We start from the raw sequence: 21259 nt of genomic DNA, 5'->3' as shown, positions 1-21259 counted from the left end.
CTTCGCGACAGGGAAGGCGTGGACGTGAACGTGGGACAGCTGCGAGCAGGGGTCGATCGGGCCGCCGAGCGTGCGATCACCCATCTCTACGACCGGCAGCGGGAGGACGGGTCCTGGGTGGACCGGCTGTCGTCGTCGACGATCGCCACCGCGCTCGGCGTCCTCTCCCTCAACCGCGCCGACCCGGTCGGCTACGCCGAGCGCGTCCGCACCGCGGTCGAGTGGCTGCGGCGGCACCAGCGCCCGGACGGCGGCTGGGCGATGGCGGACGCGGAGTGGCCGAGCAGCCCCGGCATGACGGCCTTCGCGGTCGCGGCGCTGCACGAGGTCGACTCCGCCGCCTCCCGCCAGGCCATCGAGCGCGGCAGGCGGTTCCTTGACGAGAACGACGCGGTCAACGCCATCCCGGGGCTCAACGGGCAGGCGCCGAAGACGTGGCCCGCCGCGCTGCCGACGATCTGGGCGCTGACCGGCCTGCGCGAGTTCGACCAGCAGCCGGACCTGCCCGTCGAGACGATCCTGGTGCCGCGCCGCTGGCGCAACAAGGTGTCCATCGCGCTGCCCGCCATCCTCGGGCTCGGGGTCATGCAGAGCCGCACGATGAAGCGCTCCGCGGTGCGCCGGGTGCTCGGCCGGATCGCCGAGCCGCTGGCGCTGAACTGGCTGCGGGAGGTCTCGGGCACCAACGGCGGCATCGAGGAGTGCCCGATGATCGCCGGGTTCCTCTACCTCGGGCTGCGCCACGCCGACACCGGGCTCGACCTCCAGCTCGCGTCCCTGCGCTACCTGCTGGAGACCCAGCGCAAGGACGGGTCGTGGGCGATCGACCGGGACCTGGAGATCTCGGTGACCGCCTACTCGATCATGGCGCTCGGCGAGTTCCAGGACGTGGCGGACGAGCCGCTGATGCAGGGCACCCGGGAGTGGCTGCTGCGCAACCAGTGGAACAAGCCGTTCCGCCAGTTCGGCATCCCGGCGGGCGGGTGGGGCTGGGCGAACCCGTCCGGCTGGCCGGAGTCGGAGGACACCGCCGTCGTGCTCGGCGTCCTCGCCGACCTCGGCGTCCCGCGCACGCACCCGGCCGTGCAGCTCGGCGTGCGCTGGCTGCTGAAGATGCAGAACCGGGACGGCTCCTGGTCGGAGTGGGTCCGCGACACCGCCATCATGAACGACCGGCCCTGCCCCGGCGTCACCGCGCACGTGATCATGGCCCTGCGGCGGCACGGCCTGTCCGACGCGCCCGGCGGCGCGCTGGCCCGGGCCCTGGAGTACCTGCGCGCCCACCAGGAGAAGGACGGCTCCATCGCCTCGGTGTGGTTCCGCGACAACACGCACGGCACCAGCAGGCTGCTGGAGGCGTTCGTGGACAGCGGCAGGGGCGACGCGCGGCCCGCGGTGGCGGCGCGGGAGTGGCTGCTCGACAACCAGGCGACCGACGGCGGCTGGCCGCTCAAGCACGAGCTCCCGCCGCAGGGCAGCACGGCCGAGGAGACGGCATGGGCGTTGTTCGCGCTGCTCAAGGCCGGTGAGGACCCGTGCAGCCCGGCCGTGGTGCGGGCGGTGGAGTGGCTGATCGAGCGCCAGGACCACCACGGCACGTGGCGGCCGAGCAACGTGGGGCTGTACTTCGACGACCTGTGCTACACCGACGACCTGATCGCGCACACGTTCGCCCTGCGGGCCCTGGGCCGGTGGATCAGGACGAGCGCGCGCGGCGGGTCCCGGTGAGCAGCGCGGTGGCGCGCAGGGCCGCCATGCCGCCCGGGCCCCGGTTGCCCGCGCTCGCGCAGACCGTGCTGTGGGCGGTCGCGCCGGTCCGGTTCGGCCGGTCGTGCACGCGCCGCTACGGGCCCGTCTTCACCGCCCGCATCCTGGGGTTCGGCGACGTCGTCTACATCAGCACCCCGGAGGGGATCCGCCGGATCCTGCGCGACGACGCCGCCCGCTTCGACGCCGCCGCTGCCAACGAGTCGATCCGGTTCGTCGTCGGCGAGCACTCGCTGCTGATGTCCGGCGGCGCTGAGCACACCGAGCGGCGGAAGGTGCTGATGCGGCCGCTGCACGGCGACAACGTCGCGGCCTACGTCGAGGTCATGGAGTCGGTCGTGGAGCAGGAGATCCGGCGGTGGCCGCCCGGGTCGACCGTGCGCCTGCTCGACTGCTTCCAGCGGGTCACGCTGGAGGTGATGATCCGCGCGGTGTTCGGCATCACCGACTCCGCCCGGCTGGACCGGCTGCGGGCGCTGGTGCCGAGGCTGCTCGCGGTGAACCCGCTGATCATCCTGCTGCCCGCGCTGCGCAGGCGCTTCGGCGGCGTCGGGCCGTGGGCGGCGTTCCAGCGCCTGCTGGCCGAGGTCGACCGGATCGTCATCGCCGAGATCCGGGAGCGCCGCGCCCGGATCGCCGCCGACCCGGGCAGCCGCGGCGGCGACGTGCTCTCCCTGCTGCTGACGCAGGGCGGCGAGAACCCGCCCCTCACCGACCGGGAGCTGCGCGACCACATGGTCACCCTGCTCGCCGTCGGCCAGGAGACCACCGCGACGCAGCTGGCCTGGTTCTTCGAGCGGGTCGTGCGCGCGCCGGGCGCGCTCGACCGGGTGGAGGCCGCCGTGCGGGCCGAGGACTGGAAGGTGCTCGACGCGGCGATCCACGAGGCGATCAGGGCCCGCCCGACCACATTGGACATCGGCAGGGTCGTGACCGAGGAGTGGACGGCCGAGGGCTACACGTTCCCGGCGGGCACGCTGTTCGCGGTCTCGCTCGGCCTGCTGCACCTCTCCGACGACCTGCACCCGAGACCGGACGACTACGCCATCGACCGGTTTCACCCGGTAGAGCCGCCGAGCGCGCACTTCCTGCCGTTCGGCGGCGGCAGCCACCGGTGCCTCGGCGCGTCGCTGGCGATGGTCGAGATGCGCACCGTGATCGCGGCCGTCGTCCGCGACGTCCGGCTGCGGGCGCGCCGGGCCGCGCCGGAGGCGGTCACCCCGAGGGGGCCGATGCTCGTGCCGCGCCGGGGCGCGGAGGTGGTCGTCGTGGCGAACCGCGTCGCGGCCGGACGAGAGTGAGGACCGACGTGACCGTCCGTGCTTTCCCCTTTCCCCGCGCGCCCCGGCTCGACCTGGAGCCGGAGTACCGCGCGCTGCAGGACGACGAGCCGGTCAGCCGGGTCCGGTTCCCCTACGGCGAGGAGGCCTGGCTGGTCACCCGGCACGCCGACGTCCGCACCGTGCTGACCGACCCGCGGTTCTCCCGGGCCGCGTCGCTGGAGCGGGACGTGCCGCGGGTGACGCGGGAGGACTTCAGCGGCGGCATCGTCGCCATGGACCCGCCCGAGCACACCCGGGTCCGCTCGGTGTGCCGGCACGCGTTCACGCCCCGGACGGTCGCGCGGCTGCGGGAGCGCGCCACCGCCGTCGCCACCGAGCTGGTCAAGGACGCGCTCGCCGCCGAGGCCTTCGACGGCGTCGAGGACTTCGCGCTGCCGTTCACCCTCAAGATGATCTGCGAGCTGCTCGGCGTGCCGTACGCCGACCGCGAGCACTTCCGGCACTGGGCCGAGGCGGGCCTGGCGACGACCGCGATCTCCGAGGACGAGCGGTGGGCGGCGACCGGGCGGATGTGGGACTACGTCGCCGCCCTGGTCGCCGAGCGGCGCGCCCGGCCGAGGGAGGACCTGATCTCGGCCATGCTCGCCGTCCAGTCCGCCACGGGGACGGTGAGCGACGACGAGTTGGTGGTCGTCGTGATGACCATCCTGGTCGCGGGCTACGAGACCACGTCGACCCAGCTGCCGAACTTCATGTACGTGCTGCTCGACGACCCGGCGCGGTTCCGGGCGCTGGCGGCGGACCCGCTGCTGATCCCGTCCGCGGTCGAGGAGCTCATGCGGTACGTGCCGCTGGAGGCCAACGGCACGACACCCCGCTACGCCGTCGAGGACGTGGTGCTCAGCGGCACCCGGATCGCCGCGGGCTCGCCGGTGGTGCCCGCCTCGGTGATCGCCAACCGCGACCCCCGGGTCTTCGCCGACCCGGACCGCCTGGTCCTCACCCGGGACCCGAACCCGCACCTCGGCTTCGGCGTCGGCGCGCACTTCTGCCTCGGCGCGCCGCTCGCCCGGCTGGAGCTGCGGGTGGCGCTCGACGTGCTGGCTGCGACCGCGCCCGGCCTGCGGATCGTCTCGCCGGACGGGGTCGACTGGAAGGCCGGGATGCTCGTGCGCGGCCCGTCCCGCCTGATGCTGACCGAGAGGAGCGGATCATGACATCGCCTCAATCCGGCGCCGAGGTCACCTCGCGGGAGCCACCGCCGGTCGAGCGGTTCCGGCCAGCGGACCTCGACGAGCAGGACTGGCGCACGCTGCGCGCGACCTGCCCGGTGTCCCGGGCCGACGGGCCGGACGGCACACAGGTGTGGCTGGTGAGCCGCTACGCCGACATCCGCCAGGTGCTCGGCGGCGCGGCGTTCAGCGTGTCCCCGATCGACCTCGACCGCGGCGGCGGCACCGCTGAGGCCAACGAGTCGATCTTCCAGGACCCGCCCGAGCACACCCGGCTGCGCGGCCTGGTCGCCGGGCCGTTCGCCGTCGGCCACGTCGGCCGCTACCGCGACACCATCCGGGCGAAGGCCGACGAGCTGATCGCCGGGATGGGGGCGGCCGACGCGCCGGTCGACGTGATGGCGGACTTCGCCAAACCGCTGACCATGAACGTCATCGCCGAGGTCGTCGGCGTGCCGGAGCCCGACCGGCGGATGTTCCAGGAGCTGTCCGACCGGCTGCTGGTGCCGGTGTCCGAGGCGCAGGGCGTCATCGCGCTGGAGGGCTGGAAGCGGCTCAACGACTACGTTCGGGACCTGATCGCCGGACGCCGCCGCATCGGCGGCCGCGACGGCACGGACCTGCTGGCGCACATGATCCGCACGCAGGAGGACGAGGGCACCGTCGACGACGTCGAGCTGGCGACCATGGTCCTCGGCCTGCCCGTGGCGGGCTACGTCAGCACGGCCAACGCGATCGCGGTCGCCATGCGCTACCTCGTGGAGTTCGGGTGGCTGCGCAGGCTGCGCGCCGCCGCCGACCCGGCGGACCTGCGGAAGCGGTTCGTGGAGGAGGTGCTGCGGATCCAGTCCGGCGACAACGGCGAGTCCATGCCCCGGTTCGCGGCCGAGGACGTGCGGCTGGGCGACGTCACGATCCGCAAGGGCGACACGGTGGTGGCCCCGCTCGTCGCGGCCAACCGGGACGAGGAGCTGTTCAGCGACCCGGACACCTTCGACCCGTCGCGTCCTGGCCTGGTCCGCCACCTCGCGTTCGGGTTCGGCATCCACCGCTGCCTCGGCGCGAACCTGGCCCGGCTCGAACTGCAGGTGGCCGTCGACGCGCTGGCCGAGTGCGGGCTGGACTTCGAGATGGTCGAGGCGTGGAAGGCGGTGCCGTGGAAGGTGAACATGCTCGGCGACCGGTTCCCGGACCGGATGGTGCTGCGGGTGATGGCGGCATGACGGGCAAACACGTCCTGTACGCGTCGATCCCCGCGTGGGGGCACGTGTACCCGGTGCTGGAGGGCCTGACCGAGCTGGTCCGGCGCGGGCACCGGGTGAGCGCGTCGGCGTCGGGCAGCTTCGCGCCCGAGGTCGGCAAGGCGGTCGACGTGGTGCGCTACGACTCGCCCATGGACACCGCGCACGTGGAGCTGTCGGACATGGGCAACGTGCTGCCGTTGATGCTCAAGGAGACCCGGGCGGCCTACGCCGCGCTGGAGCGGGTCGTCCGGGAGGACCCGCCGGACGTGATCGTGGCCGACGTGCTGTCGACGGCGGGCTGGCTGATCGGGCAGGCCACCGGCATCCCGGTGGTCCGCACGTGGCCGGTGTTCGCGTCGAACTCGGAGTTCTCGCTGCACCAGGACTACGGGTCGCGGTCGGACACCGACGAGTCGATGGCGGCGTTCTTCGCCGCGGTGGCGGATTTCCTCGACGAGGTCGGGCTGTCGTCGTCGGTGTCGCCGCAGCGGTTCTTCGACAACGAGGCCGACCGCAACATCGTGCTGTTCCCCCGGGAGATCCAGCCGCGCGGGGAGACCTTCGACGAGCGGTTCACGTTCATCACGCCGTGCATCCGACCGGCCGAGGACTCCCCGGAGGTCGGCTGGCTGGCGGCGGCGCGGCCGCTGGCCGTGGTCTCGCTCGGCACGGTGTTCAACGAGAAGATCGGGTTCTTCCGCACGTGTGTCGAGGGCGTCGAACGCCTCGGCTGGCACACGGCGGCCGCGCTCGGCGACAAGGTGCCGCCCGAGCGGATCGGCCCGGTCTCCGACCGGGTCCTGCTGCGGGCCAGGCTGCCGATGATCGACGCCCTGCGGCACGCGTCGGTCGCCGTCTCGCACGGCGGCCTCACCAGCACCGTCGAGGCGCTGGCCCACGGGGTCCCGGTGCTGGTCGCCCCGCAGATCGGCGAGCAGCGCGGGGTCGCGGACAGCATCGAGCGGCTCGGGCTCGGCGTGCGGCTGCCGGAGCCCTTCAGCGCCGCCGAGCTGGCCGACGTGATCAAGGAGGTCGTCAACGACACCGCTATGGCCGACCGGCTGGCGCTGTTCCGGCGGAAGCTGCGCGGCGGCCGCAGCGGGGGCGAGTTCGCCGACGCTGTCGAGGCCGCGTTCGTCTGACCGTTGGAGCGAGACAGGGGGTTCCCGTGCAGCACGACCAGCTCACCGACTACCCGTTCGCGCGCGACTCGATCATCGACCCGGCCGAGGACCTGGCGCGGTTGCGCGCCGCCGCCCCGATCCACCGGGTGCGGCTGGCGGGCGGCGGGCAGGCCTGGCTGGTCACCCGCTACGAGGACGTCCGGGTGCTGCTCGGCCACCCCGCCTTCGGCACCGGGTACCCCGGCTCGATCCCCGAGGCGGACGAGGACAACCTCGCGGCGGGCTTCATGTTCCTCAAGGACCCGCCGGACCACACGCGGCTGCGCCGCAGCGTGACCCGCGCGTTCACCGCCCGCCGGGTCGCCGCGCTGCGCGAGCGCGCGCAGGCGGTCACCGACGCCCTGATCGACGCCATGCTGGCCAAGGGGCCGGTGGTGGACGTGCAGGAGGAGTTCGCCTATCCCCTGCCGATCACGATCGTCTCCGAGCTGCTGGGCATCCCCGACGCCGACCGAGACCGGTTCCGGGGCTGGGCCGACATCGTGCTCCGCTCGGCTGGCGGCGACGTCGGCGCCGCGTTCGCCGACCTCCAGCGGTTCGTGGTCCGGCTCGTGGAGTCCAAGCCGAACGGCGACGACCTGCTCAGCGAGCTAGCGCGCCGATCGGGCACCGCGGACGGCCTGACCCGGATCGAGGTCTCCTCGATGGCCATGGGCCTGCTGATGGCCGGGTACGTGACCACAGCGTCAGCCATCTCGCACGGGCTGCTGCGCCTGTTCTCCGACCGCGCGGTGCTCGACGGGATGCGCGAGGGCCGCGTCGAGGTCGAGCGCGTGGTCGAGGAACTGCTGCGGCTGCAGGACGAGGAGGTCGGCATCCAGCGGATCGCGCAGTCCGATGTGGAGATCCTCGGGGTGCGGATCGCGCTGGGCGATACGGTGATCGCCTCCCGGGTCGGCGCGAACCGCGACCCGGCAGCGTTCACCGACCCGGACGCGATCGCGGTGACCGGCGAGCGGGGCCCGCACCTGGCGTTCGGGCACGGGATCCACCACTGCCTCGGCGCGGCGCTGGCCCGGATGGAGCTCGCGGTCGCGCTCGGCACGCTGGTCCGCCGGATTCCCGGCATCCGGCGGGCGGACCCGCCGCACGAGGTGCGGTGGCGGGCGGAGGGCATGGACGTCAGCATCGAGCGGCTCCCGGTCACCTGGTGACGAGCGGCCGCGCGCGAGGACGCAGACGAGGACGACGCGAATCGGAAGGTGATGGGTGACCATGGGAAAGTCGATCCCGCGCTTGGCGCGGCCGTACGACCGGGAGGCGATGGACCGGGCGTTCCGCGAGGAGGGCGCGGTCGTGTTGACCGGCGCGTACACGGCCGAGGAGTGCGACACGTACGTCGAGCAGGTCAGGACCTACCTCGACGAGCACCCGGACGAGAAGGAGTACGCGGCCAACTCGCTGCTCGCTCAGTTCCAGGGCGAGACGACCGTCACGATGCACCAGCTCATCGGCGCCATCGACTGCGCGCCCGCCATGGTGCTGCACCGGGACATCGTCGACGCGGCGCGCAGGCTGCTGGCCCCGCTGTCGGAGACCATCCTGCTGATCATCGCCGAGTACATGGGCCGCTACCCGGGCGCGCCCCGGCAGCAGATGCACCGCGACACGTTCTCCTGGCAGCACGCACCGTTCGGGGAAAACCCCGTCGCGCTGTCCGTCATGTGCGCGATGAGCGACTTCACCAAGGAGAACGGCGCGACCTGGGTGGTGCCCGGCGCGCACAGCGGCTCGCCGGTCGCGCCGCCGCCGGACTGGAGCGAGGCGGTCCAGGTCGAGATGACCAAGGGCGACGCGCTGCTGTTCCGGCAGGACCTGTTCCACGCGGGCGGGGCGAACACCACCGAGTCGGACGTCCGGCACATCCTGTCGTTCGGCTACCAGGTCGGCTGGCTGCGGCAGGTGGAGAACAGCCTGCTGAGCGTCCCGCCGGAGAAGGTGCGCGAGTTCGACCCGGAGCTGCAGGAGCTGCTGGGCTACTCGCACGAACTGGTGCTGGGCCTCTACAAGGGCGGGCCGCCGCAGAACGCGCTGAAGGTGTGACCGCGAGGAGGGCCCGGCCGACCCGCCGGGCCCTCGCCGCGACCGGTCACCGCACCGGCTCGTACCGGCGCCGCATCAGCTGCCGCGCCAGCAGGGTCAGGGCCAGGGACGGCACGCCGACCAGCAGGGCGAGCCGGACCTCGCCCGCAGCGGCGACCAGGAACGTGCCGAGGACGATCCGCTCGGCCACCACGATCTCGTGCGCCCGCAGACCGACCGGCCGCGCGATGGGCCGGGGCGCGCGGGCCACGCCCCACAGCGACACCCCGCCGAGCGCCACGACCACCAGCAGCACCGGGTAGTAGATCCGCGGGTCGATCCCGTCGCCGAACGGGATCGGCCACGCGAGGGCGATGGCCACCCAGCCGACGTAGAACCCGATCAGGCCGCGCACGGTGGCCGCGTCGCCCCGCCGCACCGGGTACGTCAGGTACCCGCCGAGCCGGTCGCCGTCGCGGTCGCACAGCGCGCCGAGCAGGTTCGACCCGGAGTCGTGCAGCCAGAACATCAGCGCCAGCGGCACGAGCCCGGCCGCAGGCAGCGGCTGCACCATCATCGAGCCGAAGAGCACCGTCAGCGCCGTCGGCAGGCCCCGGCTGGCGTTCCCCCACAGCCCCCGGCCCTTGAGCCACCGGGCGTAGGCGATGCCGAAGACGGTCGCGGGCAGGGCGAGCAGGGCGGTCAGCGGGTTGACCAGCACCGCGATCACCGCGCCGGTCCCGATCAGCGCGATCATCGTGTTCCGCGCGGTGGCGGCGGCGATGCGCCCGGACGGGACCGGGCGGTGCGGCTTGGTCAGCGCGTCGAGGTCGCGGTCGAAGTAGTCGCCGCCGTACAGCGAGGCGATCCAGGCGAGGGTCGGCACGAGCCAGGCGAGGAACAGCAGTCGCCCCGGCGCGTCCGGATCGGTGAGCACCGCGCCGCTCAATCCGACGGTCCCGGCGTAGAAGACCGTGTCGGGGCGGCACGCTTCGAGATGGGCGAGGAATCTGACCCGAATGGTGTGGGTGCCGTGCATCATCTGCTTCCTTGGCGGGGAACCGATTCGGCTTCCGATCATCGCGTGAGGGGAATTCCATGACACGCACCGCACACATCGTCGGCGCCGGGATCGCGGGCCTGGCGACCGCCGTCGCGCTGGCGGGCCGGGGCTGGGCCGTCCGGGTCTATGAACGCGCTCCGGGACTGCGGGCGTCCGGCGGCGGAATCGGCGTTACGCCCAATGGAATGCGCGCGCTGGCCGCGATCGGGGTGGCCGACGCGGTGCGCGCGCGGTCCGTCGTCCAGGCCCACGGCGGGGTGCGCGCGCCGGGCGGCCGGTGGATCGCCAGGACCGGGCTGCGGTTCGTCGAGGAGCGCTACGGCGAGCCGATCCGCGCGCTCCTGCGGCTCGACCTGGTGCGCGCGCTGGCCGACGCGCTGCCGCCCGGGACGGTCCACTACGGGCAGGAGGCGTGCCTGGCGGGCAGCGGCGGCCCGACGACGCCCGCGACGCTCGTGGTGGGCGGCGCGACCGTGGAATCGGACCTGGTGGTGGGCGCGGACGGCATCCGGTCCGCGCTGCGCCGCGCCCTGCACCCCGGACACCCCGGCCTCGTCGACACCGGCTCGGCCGCGTGGCGGTGCGTGGTGCCCGCCGACGGGCTGGACGTGGTGGCCGCCGAGACGTGGGGCGCCGGACAGCGCCTGTCGATCCTCCCGCTGCCCGAGGGCAGGGCGCACTTCTCCGCGCTGGCGAAGATGCCGCCGCACCGGGCCGCGGGCGGGCACGAGCGGCTGACCGGCCTGTTCGGCCGCTGGCACGACCCGATCCCGCACCTGCTGGAGCGCGCGTCCCGGGCGGAGCTGCACTTCGACCGGATCGAGGACGCTGCCCGCCCCCTCGACGGGTTCGCCCACGGCCGCGTGGTCCTGGTCGGCGACGCGGCGCACCCGATGACGCCCAACGTGGGCGCGGCGGGCCTGGCCCTGGAGGACGCCGTCGAACTGGCGCAGGCGACCGCGGGCGCGCGGTCGTGGGACGCCCTGCGGGCGGGCCTGGCCGCCTACGACGCGAGCCGCCGGGCGCGCACCACCCGGCTGCGCGCCATGTCCCGCTGGATGGGGCGGGTCGCGGGGCTGTCCGCGCCGGTCGCGGTGGCCGCCCGCAACACCGGGGTGTGGCTCGGCGGGCTCCTGCCGGAGGCGGTGTCCCGCCGGTCCATGGACGCGATGGTCGGCTGGTCGGTCCCGCCGCCGCGGTGACCGCCGCCACGGCACGGCGTTCGCCCGCGACTCGTTGCCAGCCACCGGGCGCGCTGTTTGAATGGCCTTTGCCAGCGTGGAACGTTCTTGGCGACCGATCTCCTGATTTCGCCGCAGGCGCGGAAATCACTCCGATGCGGAGATGGGACACTATGGAAGCGCGGGATTTCGAGCTGCTCATCGGCCAGAACATCATCGACAGATACCATTCCGACTCGACCAGGCCGCAGGTCTTCGAGCTGGTCGGCATGGAGTGGGACCTGCTCGACGACGTGTGGCCGCCGACGTATTCGCCCGGGGGCGAGCTCTACGCCCACCTGATCCCGTTCGCGGACATGTCCTCGTTCCTGGAGATGGGCTGCGGGACCGGGATCATGTCGGTCCTCGCGGCGCTGGCGGGCGTCGAGCGGGTGCTGGGCCTGGACATCAACCCGGCCGCCGTCCGGAACACCGAGCTGAACGCGGCGCGCCACCATGTCGCGCACCGCGTGACCGCCCGGGAGAGCAACCTCTACTCGGCGGTCGGGCCCGGCGAGCGGTTCGACGGCATCTACTGGAACCCGCCGTTCCTGAACGCGCCGGAGGAGACCGTCGACTCCTCCATCTGGCACGAGACGATGTTCGACCCGGCGTACACCAAGCTGCGCCGCTTCCTGTCCGAGGGCCGCGGGCTGCTGACCCCGCGCGGCCGGGCCTACCTGTGGTTCGGCGAGGCGCTGGGCAACCCGACCCTGGTGAGCGACCTCGCCGACGAGACCGGCTACCGGCTCGACGTGCTCCAGCGCGTGGAGATGTCGGAGATCCCCGAGGCCCTGGTCGACGCGTTCCCCGCCGACCTGACCGGTGGGGAGGGCGATGGCGGCGGCGCGTGGCACCTGCACCTGCTGGAGCTGACGCCCAGGTGAGGCCGCCGGGACCGACCGGGGAGCCATCGCCCGCCCGGGGCGGCGGCCGACGACGGCGCTCGCGCGCCGCCGACCGCCCGGCCGCGCGCTCACCGCCCCGCCACGAAACCGAACCAGCGCAAGGGGAATTCACCGATGGTAGATCGGCCGTTGCAGGTCTGGCTGGTGCAGCAGGGCGTCTGGGCCATGTCGCTGGAGTCCATGCCGCTTGCCTCCGGATATCTCAAGGCCACCGCACTGCAGCAGGACGACATCGCCGCGCGGGCGGACATCACGATCCACAACTTCGACGGCGGCAGCACGCTCTTCGGCATGGCCAACGACCTCTTCGCGGCAGGCGCGCCGGACGTGATCGCCTTCTCCGTGCTCGGCTGGAACTACCAGGAGTTCGCCGCGCTGGCCGAGACCTTCAAGCAGCTCAACCCGGACGGCTGGGTGGTGTTCGGCGGCAACCACGTCTCCCACCAGGCGGCCCGCGTCTTCGGCATGCACCCGCACGTCGACGTGATCGTCAACGGCGAGGGCGAGTTCACCTTCTGCGAGCTGCTGCGCGCCCGCCTCGACGGGCGGTCGGTCCGCGCGCTGCACGCTGTCGACGGGATCTCCTTCCAGGCGGGCGGGCACGAGATCGTCACCACCCGCGACCGCCCGAGGATCGAGAACCTGGACGACATCGCGTCGCCGTTCCTCACCGGGGCCATCCCGATGACCGACGACGAGGGGAGGTTCCCGTACGACGTCGCGCTGCTGGAGACCAACCGCGGCTGCCCGTACAAGTGCTCCTTCTGCTACTGGGGCGGCGCGGTCGGCCAGCGGGTCCGGGCGTTCTCCCGGGAACGGCTGCGCGCGGAGATCGAGCTGTTCGCCCGGCACAAGGTGCACACGCTCGTGCTGTGCGACGCCAACTTCGGGATGATGCCGAGCGATCTGGAGTTCGTCGAGGACGTCATCGCCGCGCGCGAGGAGCACGGCTACCCCAAGAGCATCGAGACCTCGTGGGCGAAGAACAAGTCCGCCGTGTTCTACAAGATCGTCAAGGCGATGAAGGACGCGGGCCTGCACAGCTCGTTCACCCTCGCGCTGCAGACGCTGGACGAGGACACCCTCGACCTGATGAACCGCCGCAACATGAAGGTCAACGACTGGGAGAGCCTGGCGGAGTGGCTGGGCAAGGAGGGGCTGGACTGCTACGCCGAGCTGATCTGGGGCGCGCCCGGCGAGACGATCGAGACGTTCATGAAGGGGTACGACCGGCTGGCCAACCACGTCTCGCGGGTCGCGGTCTACCCGATGCTGATCCTGCCGAACACCACCTACCACACCGACCGCGAGCGGTTCGGCATGGTGACCGTGCGCGGCAACACCGACGACTTCGAGTACCTGCTGTCGCACGACACCATGTCGCCCCGCGACAACCAGTACATGCACCGGTTCATCTTCGTCTCGCGGCTCATCGCCGAGAACCCGGTGCTGCGGTTCGTCTGGGCGCCGCTGCGCACCCTCGGCGGCATCACCCAGTCGGAGCTGATCCGGTCCCTCATGGAGTGGTTCGAGACCGACCAGCACCCGATCGCCGAGCCGTTCCGCACCGGCATGGTCAACTCGTTCACCGACTCCGACGTGCTCGCCCCGGTGCTGACCCTGTTGTACGGCAGCGACGACGCGAAGGACATGCTGCGGCGCTGGTGGGCCGAGTCGACCATCCCGCGCGTGCCGCCGGAGGTCCGCCCCCTGCTGGACGCCGTGTTCGAATACGACCTCATCACGCTGCCCGCGTACACCATGCCCTCCCAGGAGCCTTCACCGCGCCACGCCAACGAGTCGCTGCCCCAGGTGGAGATCGACGGTGACGGCTACTACGTGTGGCGCGACGGCTGGAAGGGGTTCGACGTGCCCGCGTTCAGCCTGGCGCTGCGCCGCGACGAGCCGTACGAGCACCTGCTCACCGAGTCGGTGCACTCGCTCTACTACAAGGTCGGCGCCGACCACTTCCTGCCGTCCACCAACCACGAGGAAATCCTCTACTACATGGGCAGGCTGGGCCGCCAGTTCGGCACGGTCCTGACGTGACGCGGGCCGTCTCATGCGCACGATGGAGGAAAACGATGTCCGGTCATGTGACGATCGACCCGCTCGCCGACGGCGCCGGAGCACGTGACCGGCCCGCGTCGGCCGCCGGTCACGAGGCGAGGGTGGGCCAGGTCGCCGAGGGGCTCACCGAGCGCTGGCAGGCCGAGTCGAGCCTGCTCGCCGCCATGTGCGCGCACGCGCTGGTGCCCGCGGGCAAGCTGTTCCGGCCGATCCTGCTGCTGGAGTCGGCGGGCGCCGTCGGCGGCGACCCGGCAGTGGTGCTGCCCGCCGCGGTGGGCGCGGAGTCCGGGCACGTGGCCAGCCTGGTGCACGACGACATCATCGACAACGACGACCTGCGCCGGGGACGGCCGTCGGTGCAGCACAAGTTCGGCGCGGACAACGCCATCATCGTCGGCGACGCGCTGATCTTCGACCTGTTCGTGGCGCTGGCCGAGTGCCGCCACACCGGGGCGGCGCCGGAGCGGATCGTGGCCGCGCTGGACGTCGTCGCCCGGTGCGGCATCGACCTGTGCCGGGGCCAGAGCCTGGAGGCCGAGCTGTGCGAGCGGGTCGACTTCGACCTCGACGCGTACCTGACCATGGTGCGGCTGAAGACCGCAGCGCTGTTCCGGGGCGTGTGCGAGTGCGGGGCGCTGCTGGCGGGCGGGGACGAGGAGTCGGTGCTGGCGCTGGGGACCTTCGCGGAGAACCTCGGCTGCGCCTTCCAGATCCACGACGACGTGATGTCCTACACCCAGGGCACCGACGTCATGGGCAAGCCGGACACCAGCGACATCCGCAACGGCAGGCTGACGCTGCCGGTCATCATGGCCTACCGGGCCGCCGATCCCCCCGATCGCGTGGCGATCACCGAGGTTCTGGTGGGCGATGGCGACCCGGAGGGCAGGCGGGCGACGCTGGTCGCGATCCTGGACCGCACCGGCGCGATCGGCGCCGCCGCCGCGCTGGCCAGGGACTACTGCGAGCGCGCGATCGCCGCGCTGCGGATGCTGCCCCGCTCGGCGAGCCGCGACCGGCTGCACGGCTTCGCGCAGGCCGCGATCGACCGGGACCGGTGACCCGTGGCCCCGAACCCGACCGACCGCCTGCCACGACGGCGGGTGGTGCTCGCCGAGCCGCGCGGCTTCTGCGCCGGGGTGCACCGCGCGATCGCGATGACCGAGCGGGCGCTGGAACTGCACGGCCCGCCCGTCTACGTGCGCAAGCAGATCGTCCACAACCACTTCATCGTCGGCATGTTGGAGCGCAAGGGCGCGCGGTTCGTCGACGAGATCGCCGAGGTGCCCCGGGGCAGCGTCTGCGTGTTGTCCGCGCACGGGGTCTCCCCCGCCGTGCGCGCCGAGGCGGCCGCTGCCGACCTGCACGTCATCGACGCGACGTGCCCGCTGGTGGCCAAGGTGCACCAGCAGGCGAAGCGGGCCACCCGGGACGGTCGGCTGCTGCTGCTGATCGGGCACGACGACCACGAGGAGACCGAGGGCACCCGGGGCGAGGCGCCCCAGCGGACCGTGGTCGTGGAGACGGTCGAGGACGTGGACCGGCTCGACCTCGCGCCGGACACCCCGGTCGCCTACCTGACGCAGACGACGCTGTCGATGGACGACACCGCCGACGTCGTCGCCCGGATCAGGGCGCGCTTCACCGACGTGGAGGAGCCCTCCAGCGAGACCATCTGCTACGCCAGCCAGAACCGGCAGACCGGCATCAAGTCGCTGGCCCGCCAGTGCGAGCTGATCCTGGTGGTGGGCTCGGAGAACTCCAGCAACTCCCAGCGGATGGTCGACGTCGCCGGGAAGGCGGGCGTGCGCGGCCACCTCGTGCCGGACGTCGGGCACCTGCGCGCCGAGTGGCTGCGCGGCGTGCGCACCGTCGGCGTCAGCTCCGGGGCCAGCGCGCCGGAGGTCCTGGTCGACGAGGTGCTGGCCCGGCTGGCCGAGCACGGTTTCGACCAGGTCGATGTGGACACCACCGCCGTCGAGACCGTCACGTTCTCGCTGCCCGGCGGCCGGTCCGTCGAGCCGGGCCGTCGGCTGCTGCCCGCGATCCGGCGCCCGTCCGACCTGCGGCGGCTCACGGTGGCGGAACTGGACGGGCTGGCCGCCGAGATCAGGGCGCTGCTGGTGGCGGAGGTGTCCCGGACCGGCGGGCACCTCGGGCCCGGGCTCGGCGTGGTCGAGCTGACGCTGGCCCTGCACCGGGTGTTCGACTCCCCCGCCGACCGGATCCTGTGGGACACCGGGCACCAGGCGTACGTGCACAAGGCGCTGACCGGCCGGTGGAGCGAGTTCGGCGGGCTGCGGGCGCGCGGCGGGCTGTCCGGCTACCCGTCGCGCGCCGAGTCGCCGCACGACGTCATCGAGAACTCGCACGCCTCCACGGCGCTGTCCTACGCCTACGGCATGGCCACCGCCGACCGGCTGCGCGGGGTCGGGGACCGCCGCGTGGTCGCGGTGGTCGGCGACGGCGCGCTGACCGGCGGGATGGCCTGGGAGGCGCTGAACTCCATCGGCGGAGACGGCAGCCGGGTCGTGATCGTCCTCAACGACAACGGCCGGTCGTACTCGCCCACGATCGGCGGGCTGGCCCGGCACCTGGCGGGGGCGGAGCCGCACACGTTCTTCGCCGCGCTCGGCATCGGCTACGTCGGGCCGGTCGACGGGCACGACGTGGTCGCGGTCCAGCGGGCGCTGCTCCAGGCGCGGGACGCCGACGGGCCGGTGGTCGTGCACTGCCTCACCAGCAAGGGACGCGGCCACGCGCTCGCCGAGAACGACGAGGTGGACCGGTTCCACGCGGTCCGGCCGATGGACCCGGCGACGGGCGTGCCGCTGTCGTCCGGCGGGCGGTCGTGGACATCGGTGTTCGGCGAGGAGCTCGTCGAGCTCGGCGCGAAGCGCCCGGACATCGTCGCCGTCACGGCCGCCATGCGCGACCCGACCGGCCTGAGCGCGTTCGCCGCGCGGTTCCCGGACCGGGTGCTGGACGTCGGGATCGCCGAGCAGAACGCGGTGACCGCCGCGGCCGGGCTGGCGATGGCGGGCATGCGGCCGGTCGTGGCGATCTACTCGACGTTCCTCAACCGGGCCTTCGACCAGGTGCTGCTGGACGTGGCGCTGCACTCGTGCCCGGTCGTCCTCGTCCTCGACCGGGCGGGGGTGACCGGCGACGACGGCCCGTCGCACAACGGGATGTGCGACCTGTCCCTGCTGAACACCGTGCCCGCCATGCGGGTCGCGGCGCCGCGGGACGCCGCCACGCTGCGCGAGGCGCTGCGGAGCGCGCTCCGCGTCACCGACGGCCCGTGCGCGGTGCGCTTCCCCAAGGGGACGGTCGGCCCGGACCTCCCGGCGGCCTTCTCCTACGCCGGGCTGGACGTGCTGCGCCCCGATCCCCGCGACGACGTCCTGCTGCTGTCGGTCGGCCCGATGGCGCGCACCTGCCTCGACGCCGCCGACCGGCTGGCCGCGCGGGGAATCGGGGTGACCGTGGTCGACCCGGGCTGGGTGCGGCCGGTGAACCCGCTGCTGCGGGTCATGGCCCCGCGCTTCCAGGTCGTCGCCTCCGTGGAGGACAACCTCGCGGCGGGCGGGTTCGGGTCCGCGCTCGCCGATGACCTCCGGGACGCCGGTGTCCGGACCCCGGTGGCGGTCTTCGGCCTCCCCCGGCGCTTCCTCGCGCACGGCAGGCGGGACGAGGTGCTCGCCGACTGCGGCCTGACCGCCGAGGCGATCGCGGCGGACCTGGGCAGGCGGGTGGCCGCGCCCGAGCGGTGGCGGGCGGTCGAGCCGAGCGGGTCGGTCGGATGAGCGTCCACCTCGGCATGCCCGCCCCCGCGGCGCTGGCCCGACGGCGGCCGACCCGACAGGTCAGGGTCGGGCCGGTGGGCGTGGGCAGCGACTTCCCGGTGTCGGTGCAGTCGATGACGACGACCCTGACCGCGGATGTGAATGCCACGTTGCAGCAGATCGCGGAGCTGACCGCGGCCGGGTGTGACATCGTGCGGGTGGCGTGTCCGTCGCAGGACGACGCGGAGGCGCTGCCAGCGATCGCGCGCAAGTCGCAGATCCCGGTGATCGCCGACATCCACTTCCAGCCGAAGTACGTCTTCGCCGCGATCGAGGCCGGGTGCGCCGCGGTGCGGGTGAACCCGGGCAACATCAGGAAGTTCGACGACAAGGTCAAGGAGATCGCGCAGGCTGCGCGCGATCACTGCACCCCGATCCGGATCGGGGTCAACGCCGGGTCGCTGGACCCTCGGCTGCTGGCCAAGCACGGCAAGGCCACGCCGGAGGCGCTGGTGGAGTCGGCGCTGTGGGAGGCCTCGCTGTTCGCCGAGCACGACTTCCACGACATCAAGATCTCGGTCAAGCACAACGACCCGGTCGTGATGGTGCGCGCCTACGAACTGCTGGCCGAGTCCTGCGACTACCCGCTGCACCTGGGCGTCACCGAGGCCGGGCCCGCCTTCCAGGGGACGATCAAGTCGGCGGTGGCCTTCGGGGCGCTGCTGCGCCAGGGCATCGGCGACACGATCCGGGTCTCGCTCTCGGCGCCGCCGGTGGAGGAGGTCAAGGTCGGCCAGCAGATCCTGCAGTCGCTCAACCTGCGCCCGCGCAAGCTGGAGATCGTCTCCTGCCCGTCGTGCGGGCGCGCGCAGGTGGACGTCTACAAGCTCGCCGACGAGGTCACCGCCGGTCTGGAGGGCATGGAGGTGCCCCTGCGCGTGGCGGTCATGGGCTGCGTGGTCAACGGGCCCGGCGAGGCCCGCGAGGCCGACCTCGGCGTCGCCTCCGGCAACGGCAAGGGCCAGATCTTCGTCAAGGGCGAGGTCATCAAGACCGTGCCCGAACACCAGATCGTGGAGACGCTGATCGAGGAGGCCATGCGGATGGCCGAGAACGCCGAGGACGCCGACACCACCGACGGCGGCGGGAGCCCGGTCGTCACCGTGTCCTGAGTCCGGCGCGATCCCCAGGAGGGGCCATGACCGAGCAACCCGACCTGCCGACGAGCCCGTTCGACCGCCCGGACATCCTCGACATCCCGCCCGCCGTGCGGCGGATGCGGGAGCGCGGCCCGGTGTCGCGGTTCCGTACGATGGTCGGCGACGAGGCGTGGATGGTCACCCGGTTCGCCGAGGCGCGGCGGCTGTTCCTCGATCCCCGGCTGACCCGCTCGCACCCGGACCCGGAGAACGCGCCCCGGGTGACCCACTCCGCGCTGCTCGACGGCTCGGACTGGGAGTACGAGGACTACCAGGCCGAGTACGACAACGAGGCAGCGATGCGCGCCCTGCTGGCGAAGTCCTTCTCCGCCAGGCGGATGGCGGCGCTGCGGCCGAGGATCGAGGCGCTGGTGGACGACCTGCTGACGGCGATGGCCGAGCACGGCCCGCCGGTGGACCTGGTGGACGCCCTGGCCCGCCCGCTGCCCACGCTGGTCATCTGCGAGCTGCTCGGCGTGCCGCACGACGAGCGCGAGCGGTTCCAGAAGTGGTCGGAGCAGGGCGCCGACCCGATGGACGCGCGGGGCTCGCGCGCGGCGATGGGGAGCCTGTTCGCGAGCATGGGCGAGCTGGTGGAGCGCAAGCGGGCCGACCCGGCCGAGGACGTGCTGTCCGACCTCGCCGCCGCGTGCGAGGCAGGCGTGCTGGACGCCTTCTCGGCGGGCGCGATGGCGAGCGGGCTGCTGTTCGCGGGCAACGCGACCACCGTCGTCGTCATCCAGTGGGGCGCGCTGCACCTGCTGACCAACCCGGACCAGTGGGACGCGCTGCGCCGGGACCCGTCGCTGCTCGCCTCGGCGGTGGAGGAGATCCTGCGCCGCCGGATGTCCGGCGGTGAGGCGCTCGCCCACTACGCGGGCGCGGACATCGAGATCGGCGGGGTGACGATCAAGGCGGGCGACGCGGTGGTGATGAACCTGATCGGGGCCAACCACGACCCGCGCGCGTTCGAGCGCCCGGACCGCTTCGACATCTCCCGCAGCCCCAACCCGCACCTGGCCTTCGGGCACGGCAGGCACCTGTGTGTCGGCCGGAACCTGGCCCGCGTCGAGCTGCGGGTCGTGTTCGGCCGCCTGGTCGAGCGGTTCCCGACGCTGCGCCTCGCGGTTCCGGTGGACCGCCTGCGCCCCAACAACAACCCGGTCGTCGGCGGACTGCGTGAGCTGCCTGCGACATGGTGACGAAACCCGCTGCCCGAGACGAAAGGTGTGGACGCATGGTTCACGACGACACCGCCCGGCTGTTGGACATGGTGTTCGGCTTCATCCCGGCACAGGTCGTGCGCACCATGGCGACGCTCGACCTCGCCGACCGGCTCGCGGACGGCCCGGTCGTCCTGGCGGAGCTGGCGAAGGCCGCGGAGTGCCACGAGCCGTCGCTGCGCAGACTGCTCCGCGCCGCCGCGCACCTGGGACTCGTCGTCGACAAGGGCGACCAGGGCTACGAGCTGACCTCGATCGGGCGGCTGCTGCGCGCGGACGTGCCGGGTTCGGCGAAGTTCATGGCCATGCAGATGAGCGGCGAGCCGACGTGGAGCGCCGCCGGGCGGATCGACCACACCGTGCGCACCGGCAGGCCCGCCGTGGAGCACGTGTTCGGCAAGTCGAGCTACGAGTGGATGGCCGACAACCCGCGGACGCAGGCCCTGTTCTACCAGTGGATGATGGACGTGGCCCGGCACGACGTGCCGGAACTCGTCGCCGCGCTGGACCTCACCGGGGTCCGCGACATCGTGGACGTCGGCGGCGGCAACGGCATCCTGATGGCCGGGCTGCTGGCCGCGCACCCCGGACTGGTCGGCACGGTCTTCGACCAGGCGGCGAGCCTCACCCACACGCCAGCCGTGCTGGCGGAGGCGGGCGTCGCCGACCGCTGCACGCTGGTGGCGGGCGACTTCCTCGCCGACGCGCTGCCCGAGGGGCGCGACGCCTACCTGATCAAGAGCACGCTCAGCGACTGGCCGGACGACGACGTGGTCCGCATCCTGCGCGCCTGCCACGAGGCGATGCGGGAGGACAGCGTGCTGCTGGTGATCGACATGGTCCTGCCGGACGGCGACACGACGGCGCATCCGGTGGCCCTGATGAGCGACCTGTGCACGCTCGCCTGCGGCGGGGCCGTCCGCACCGAGCGGGAGTTCGGCGACCTGTTCGCCTCGGCGGGCCTGCGTCTCGTCGAGATCGGCGGAGACCAGGCCGCGACCGTGGTGAGCATCCTGCGCGCCGCCAAGAACTGACCGCCCTCCTCCGAGAGGAAAC

16 protein-coding genes and 1 pseudogene are annotated in these 21259 nt (G+C 72.8%); 16 read left to right on the top strand and 1 reads right to left on the bottom strand.

The window, feature by feature from the left end:
• Positions 1-24 precede the first annotated feature (24 nt).
• The 7 genes from Actkin_RS15025 to Actkin_RS14995 all read left to right on the top strand — a co-directional run bounded on the left by Actkin_RS15025 (position 25) and on the right by Actkin_RS14995 (position 8753).
• Positions 25-1728, top strand: coding sequence for a prenyltransferase/squalene oxidase repeat-containing protein (locus tag Actkin_RS15025; RefSeq protein WP_189214329.1), 1704 nt, complete (start codon positions 25-27; stop codon positions 1726-1728).
• Positions 1692-3068, top strand: coding sequence for a cytochrome P450 (locus tag Actkin_RS15020; protein WP_258907679.1), 1377 nt, complete (start codon positions 1692-1694; stop codon positions 3066-3068). The genes Actkin_RS15025 and Actkin_RS15020 overlap by 37 nt, the downstream gene beginning before the upstream one ends.
• Before the next feature lie 8 nt (positions 3069-3076).
• Positions 3077-4267 (top strand): cytochrome P450, encoded by a 1191-nt coding sequence (locus Actkin_RS15015; RefSeq protein ID WP_258907678.1) that lies wholly within the window; start codon positions 3077-3079, stop codon positions 4265-4267.
• Positions 4264-5505 (top strand): cytochrome P450, encoded by a 1242-nt coding sequence (locus Actkin_RS15010; protein ID WP_258907677.1) that lies wholly within the window; start codon positions 4264-4266, stop codon positions 5503-5505. The genes Actkin_RS15015 and Actkin_RS15010 overlap by 4 nt, the downstream gene beginning before the upstream one ends.
• Complete coding sequence (locus tag Actkin_RS15005) at positions 5502-6668, top strand: nucleotide disphospho-sugar-binding domain-containing protein (RefSeq protein ID WP_258907676.1); 1167 nt, start codon at positions 5502-5504, stop codon at positions 6666-6668. Before Actkin_RS15010 ends, Actkin_RS15005 begins: the two co-directional genes overlap by 4 nt.
• 26 nt (positions 6669-6694) lie before the next feature.
• On the top strand, positions 6695-7864 hold the full coding sequence (locus Actkin_RS15000) for a cytochrome P450 (RefSeq protein ID WP_258907675.1): 1170 nt from the start codon (positions 6695-6697) through the stop codon (positions 7862-7864).
• A gap of 61 nt (positions 7865-7925) precedes the next feature.
• Positions 7926-8753 (top strand): phytanoyl-CoA dioxygenase family protein, encoded by an 828-nt coding sequence (locus Actkin_RS14995; protein ID WP_258907674.1) that lies wholly within the window; start codon positions 7926-7928, stop codon positions 8751-8753.
• A gap of 46 nt (positions 8754-8799) precedes the next feature.
• Here the strand turns inward: Actkin_RS14995 and Actkin_RS14990 are convergent, their stop codons facing one another.
• Positions 8800-9771: a UbiA family prenyltransferase gene (locus Actkin_RS14990; RefSeq protein ID WP_189214322.1), complete on the bottom strand. Its 972-nt coding sequence runs from the start codon at positions 9769-9771 to the stop codon at positions 8800-8802.
• A gap of 59 nt (positions 9772-9830) precedes the next feature.
• On the opposite strand from Actkin_RS14990, the gene Actkin_RS14985 reads away from it, so the two are divergent.
• The 9 genes and pseudogenes from Actkin_RS14985 (at position 9831) to Actkin_RS14945 (ending at position 21237) form a co-directional block, all read left to right on the top strand.
• Positions 9831-10997: an FAD-dependent oxidoreductase gene (locus Actkin_RS14985; protein ID WP_258907673.1), complete on the top strand. Its 1167-nt coding sequence runs from the start codon at positions 9831-9833 to the stop codon at positions 10995-10997.
• Between the two features lie 152 nt (positions 10998-11149).
• Positions 11150-11902, top strand: a complete 753-nt coding sequence (locus tag Actkin_RS14980) for a methyltransferase (RefSeq protein WP_189214320.1) — start codon at positions 11150-11152, stop codon at positions 11900-11902.
• Between the two features lie 135 nt (positions 11903-12037).
• Positions 12038-13972 carry a KedN5 family methylcobalamin-dependent radical SAM C-methyltransferase gene (locus tag Actkin_RS14975; protein ID WP_258907672.1) on the top strand — a complete coding sequence of 645 codons (1935 nt, stop codon included), beginning with the start codon at positions 12038-12040 and terminating at the stop codon, positions 13970-13972.
• 35 nt (positions 13973-14007) lie between these two features.
• Positions 14008-15054, top strand: a complete 1047-nt coding sequence (locus Actkin_RS14970) for a polyprenyl synthetase family protein (protein ID WP_258907671.1) — start codon at positions 14008-14010, stop codon at positions 15052-15054.
• A gap of 3 nt (positions 15055-15057) precedes the next feature.
• Positions 15058-15921: pseudogene (ispH, locus tag Actkin_RS14965) on the top strand (4-hydroxy-3-methylbut-2-enyl diphosphate reductase); the annotation flags it as partial.
• 105 nt (positions 15922-16026) lie between these two features.
• A complete protein-coding gene (locus Actkin_RS14960) occupies positions 16027-17802 on the top strand; it encodes a 1-deoxy-D-xylulose-5-phosphate synthase (protein WP_258907933.1) in 1776 nt (591 codons plus the stop codon).
• Positions 17799-18953: a flavodoxin-dependent (E)-4-hydroxy-3-methylbut-2-enyl-diphosphate synthase gene (gene ispG / locus Actkin_RS14955; RefSeq protein WP_258907670.1), complete on the top strand. Its 1155-nt coding sequence runs from the start codon at positions 17799-17801 to the stop codon at positions 18951-18953. The genes Actkin_RS14960 and ispG overlap by 4 nt, the downstream gene beginning before the upstream one ends.
• Before the next feature lie 26 nt (positions 18954-18979).
• Positions 18980-20182, top strand: coding sequence for a cytochrome P450 (locus tag Actkin_RS14950; RefSeq protein ID WP_258907669.1), 1203 nt, complete (start codon positions 18980-18982; stop codon positions 20180-20182).
• Positions 20183-20217: 35 nt separating this feature from the next.
• Positions 20218-21237, top strand: a complete 1020-nt coding sequence (locus Actkin_RS14945; protein WP_258907668.1) for a methyltransferase — start codon at positions 20218-20220, stop codon at positions 21235-21237.
• Positions 21238-21259 lie beyond the last annotated feature (22 nt).

It is taken from the genome of Actinokineospora sp. UTMC 2448 (assembly GCF_024760565.1).
GTDB lineage: Bacteria > Actinomycetota > Actinomycetes > Mycobacteriales > Pseudonocardiaceae > Actinokineospora > Actinokineospora fastidiosa.
This window is presented reverse-complemented; position numbering and strand designations above follow the sequence as displayed.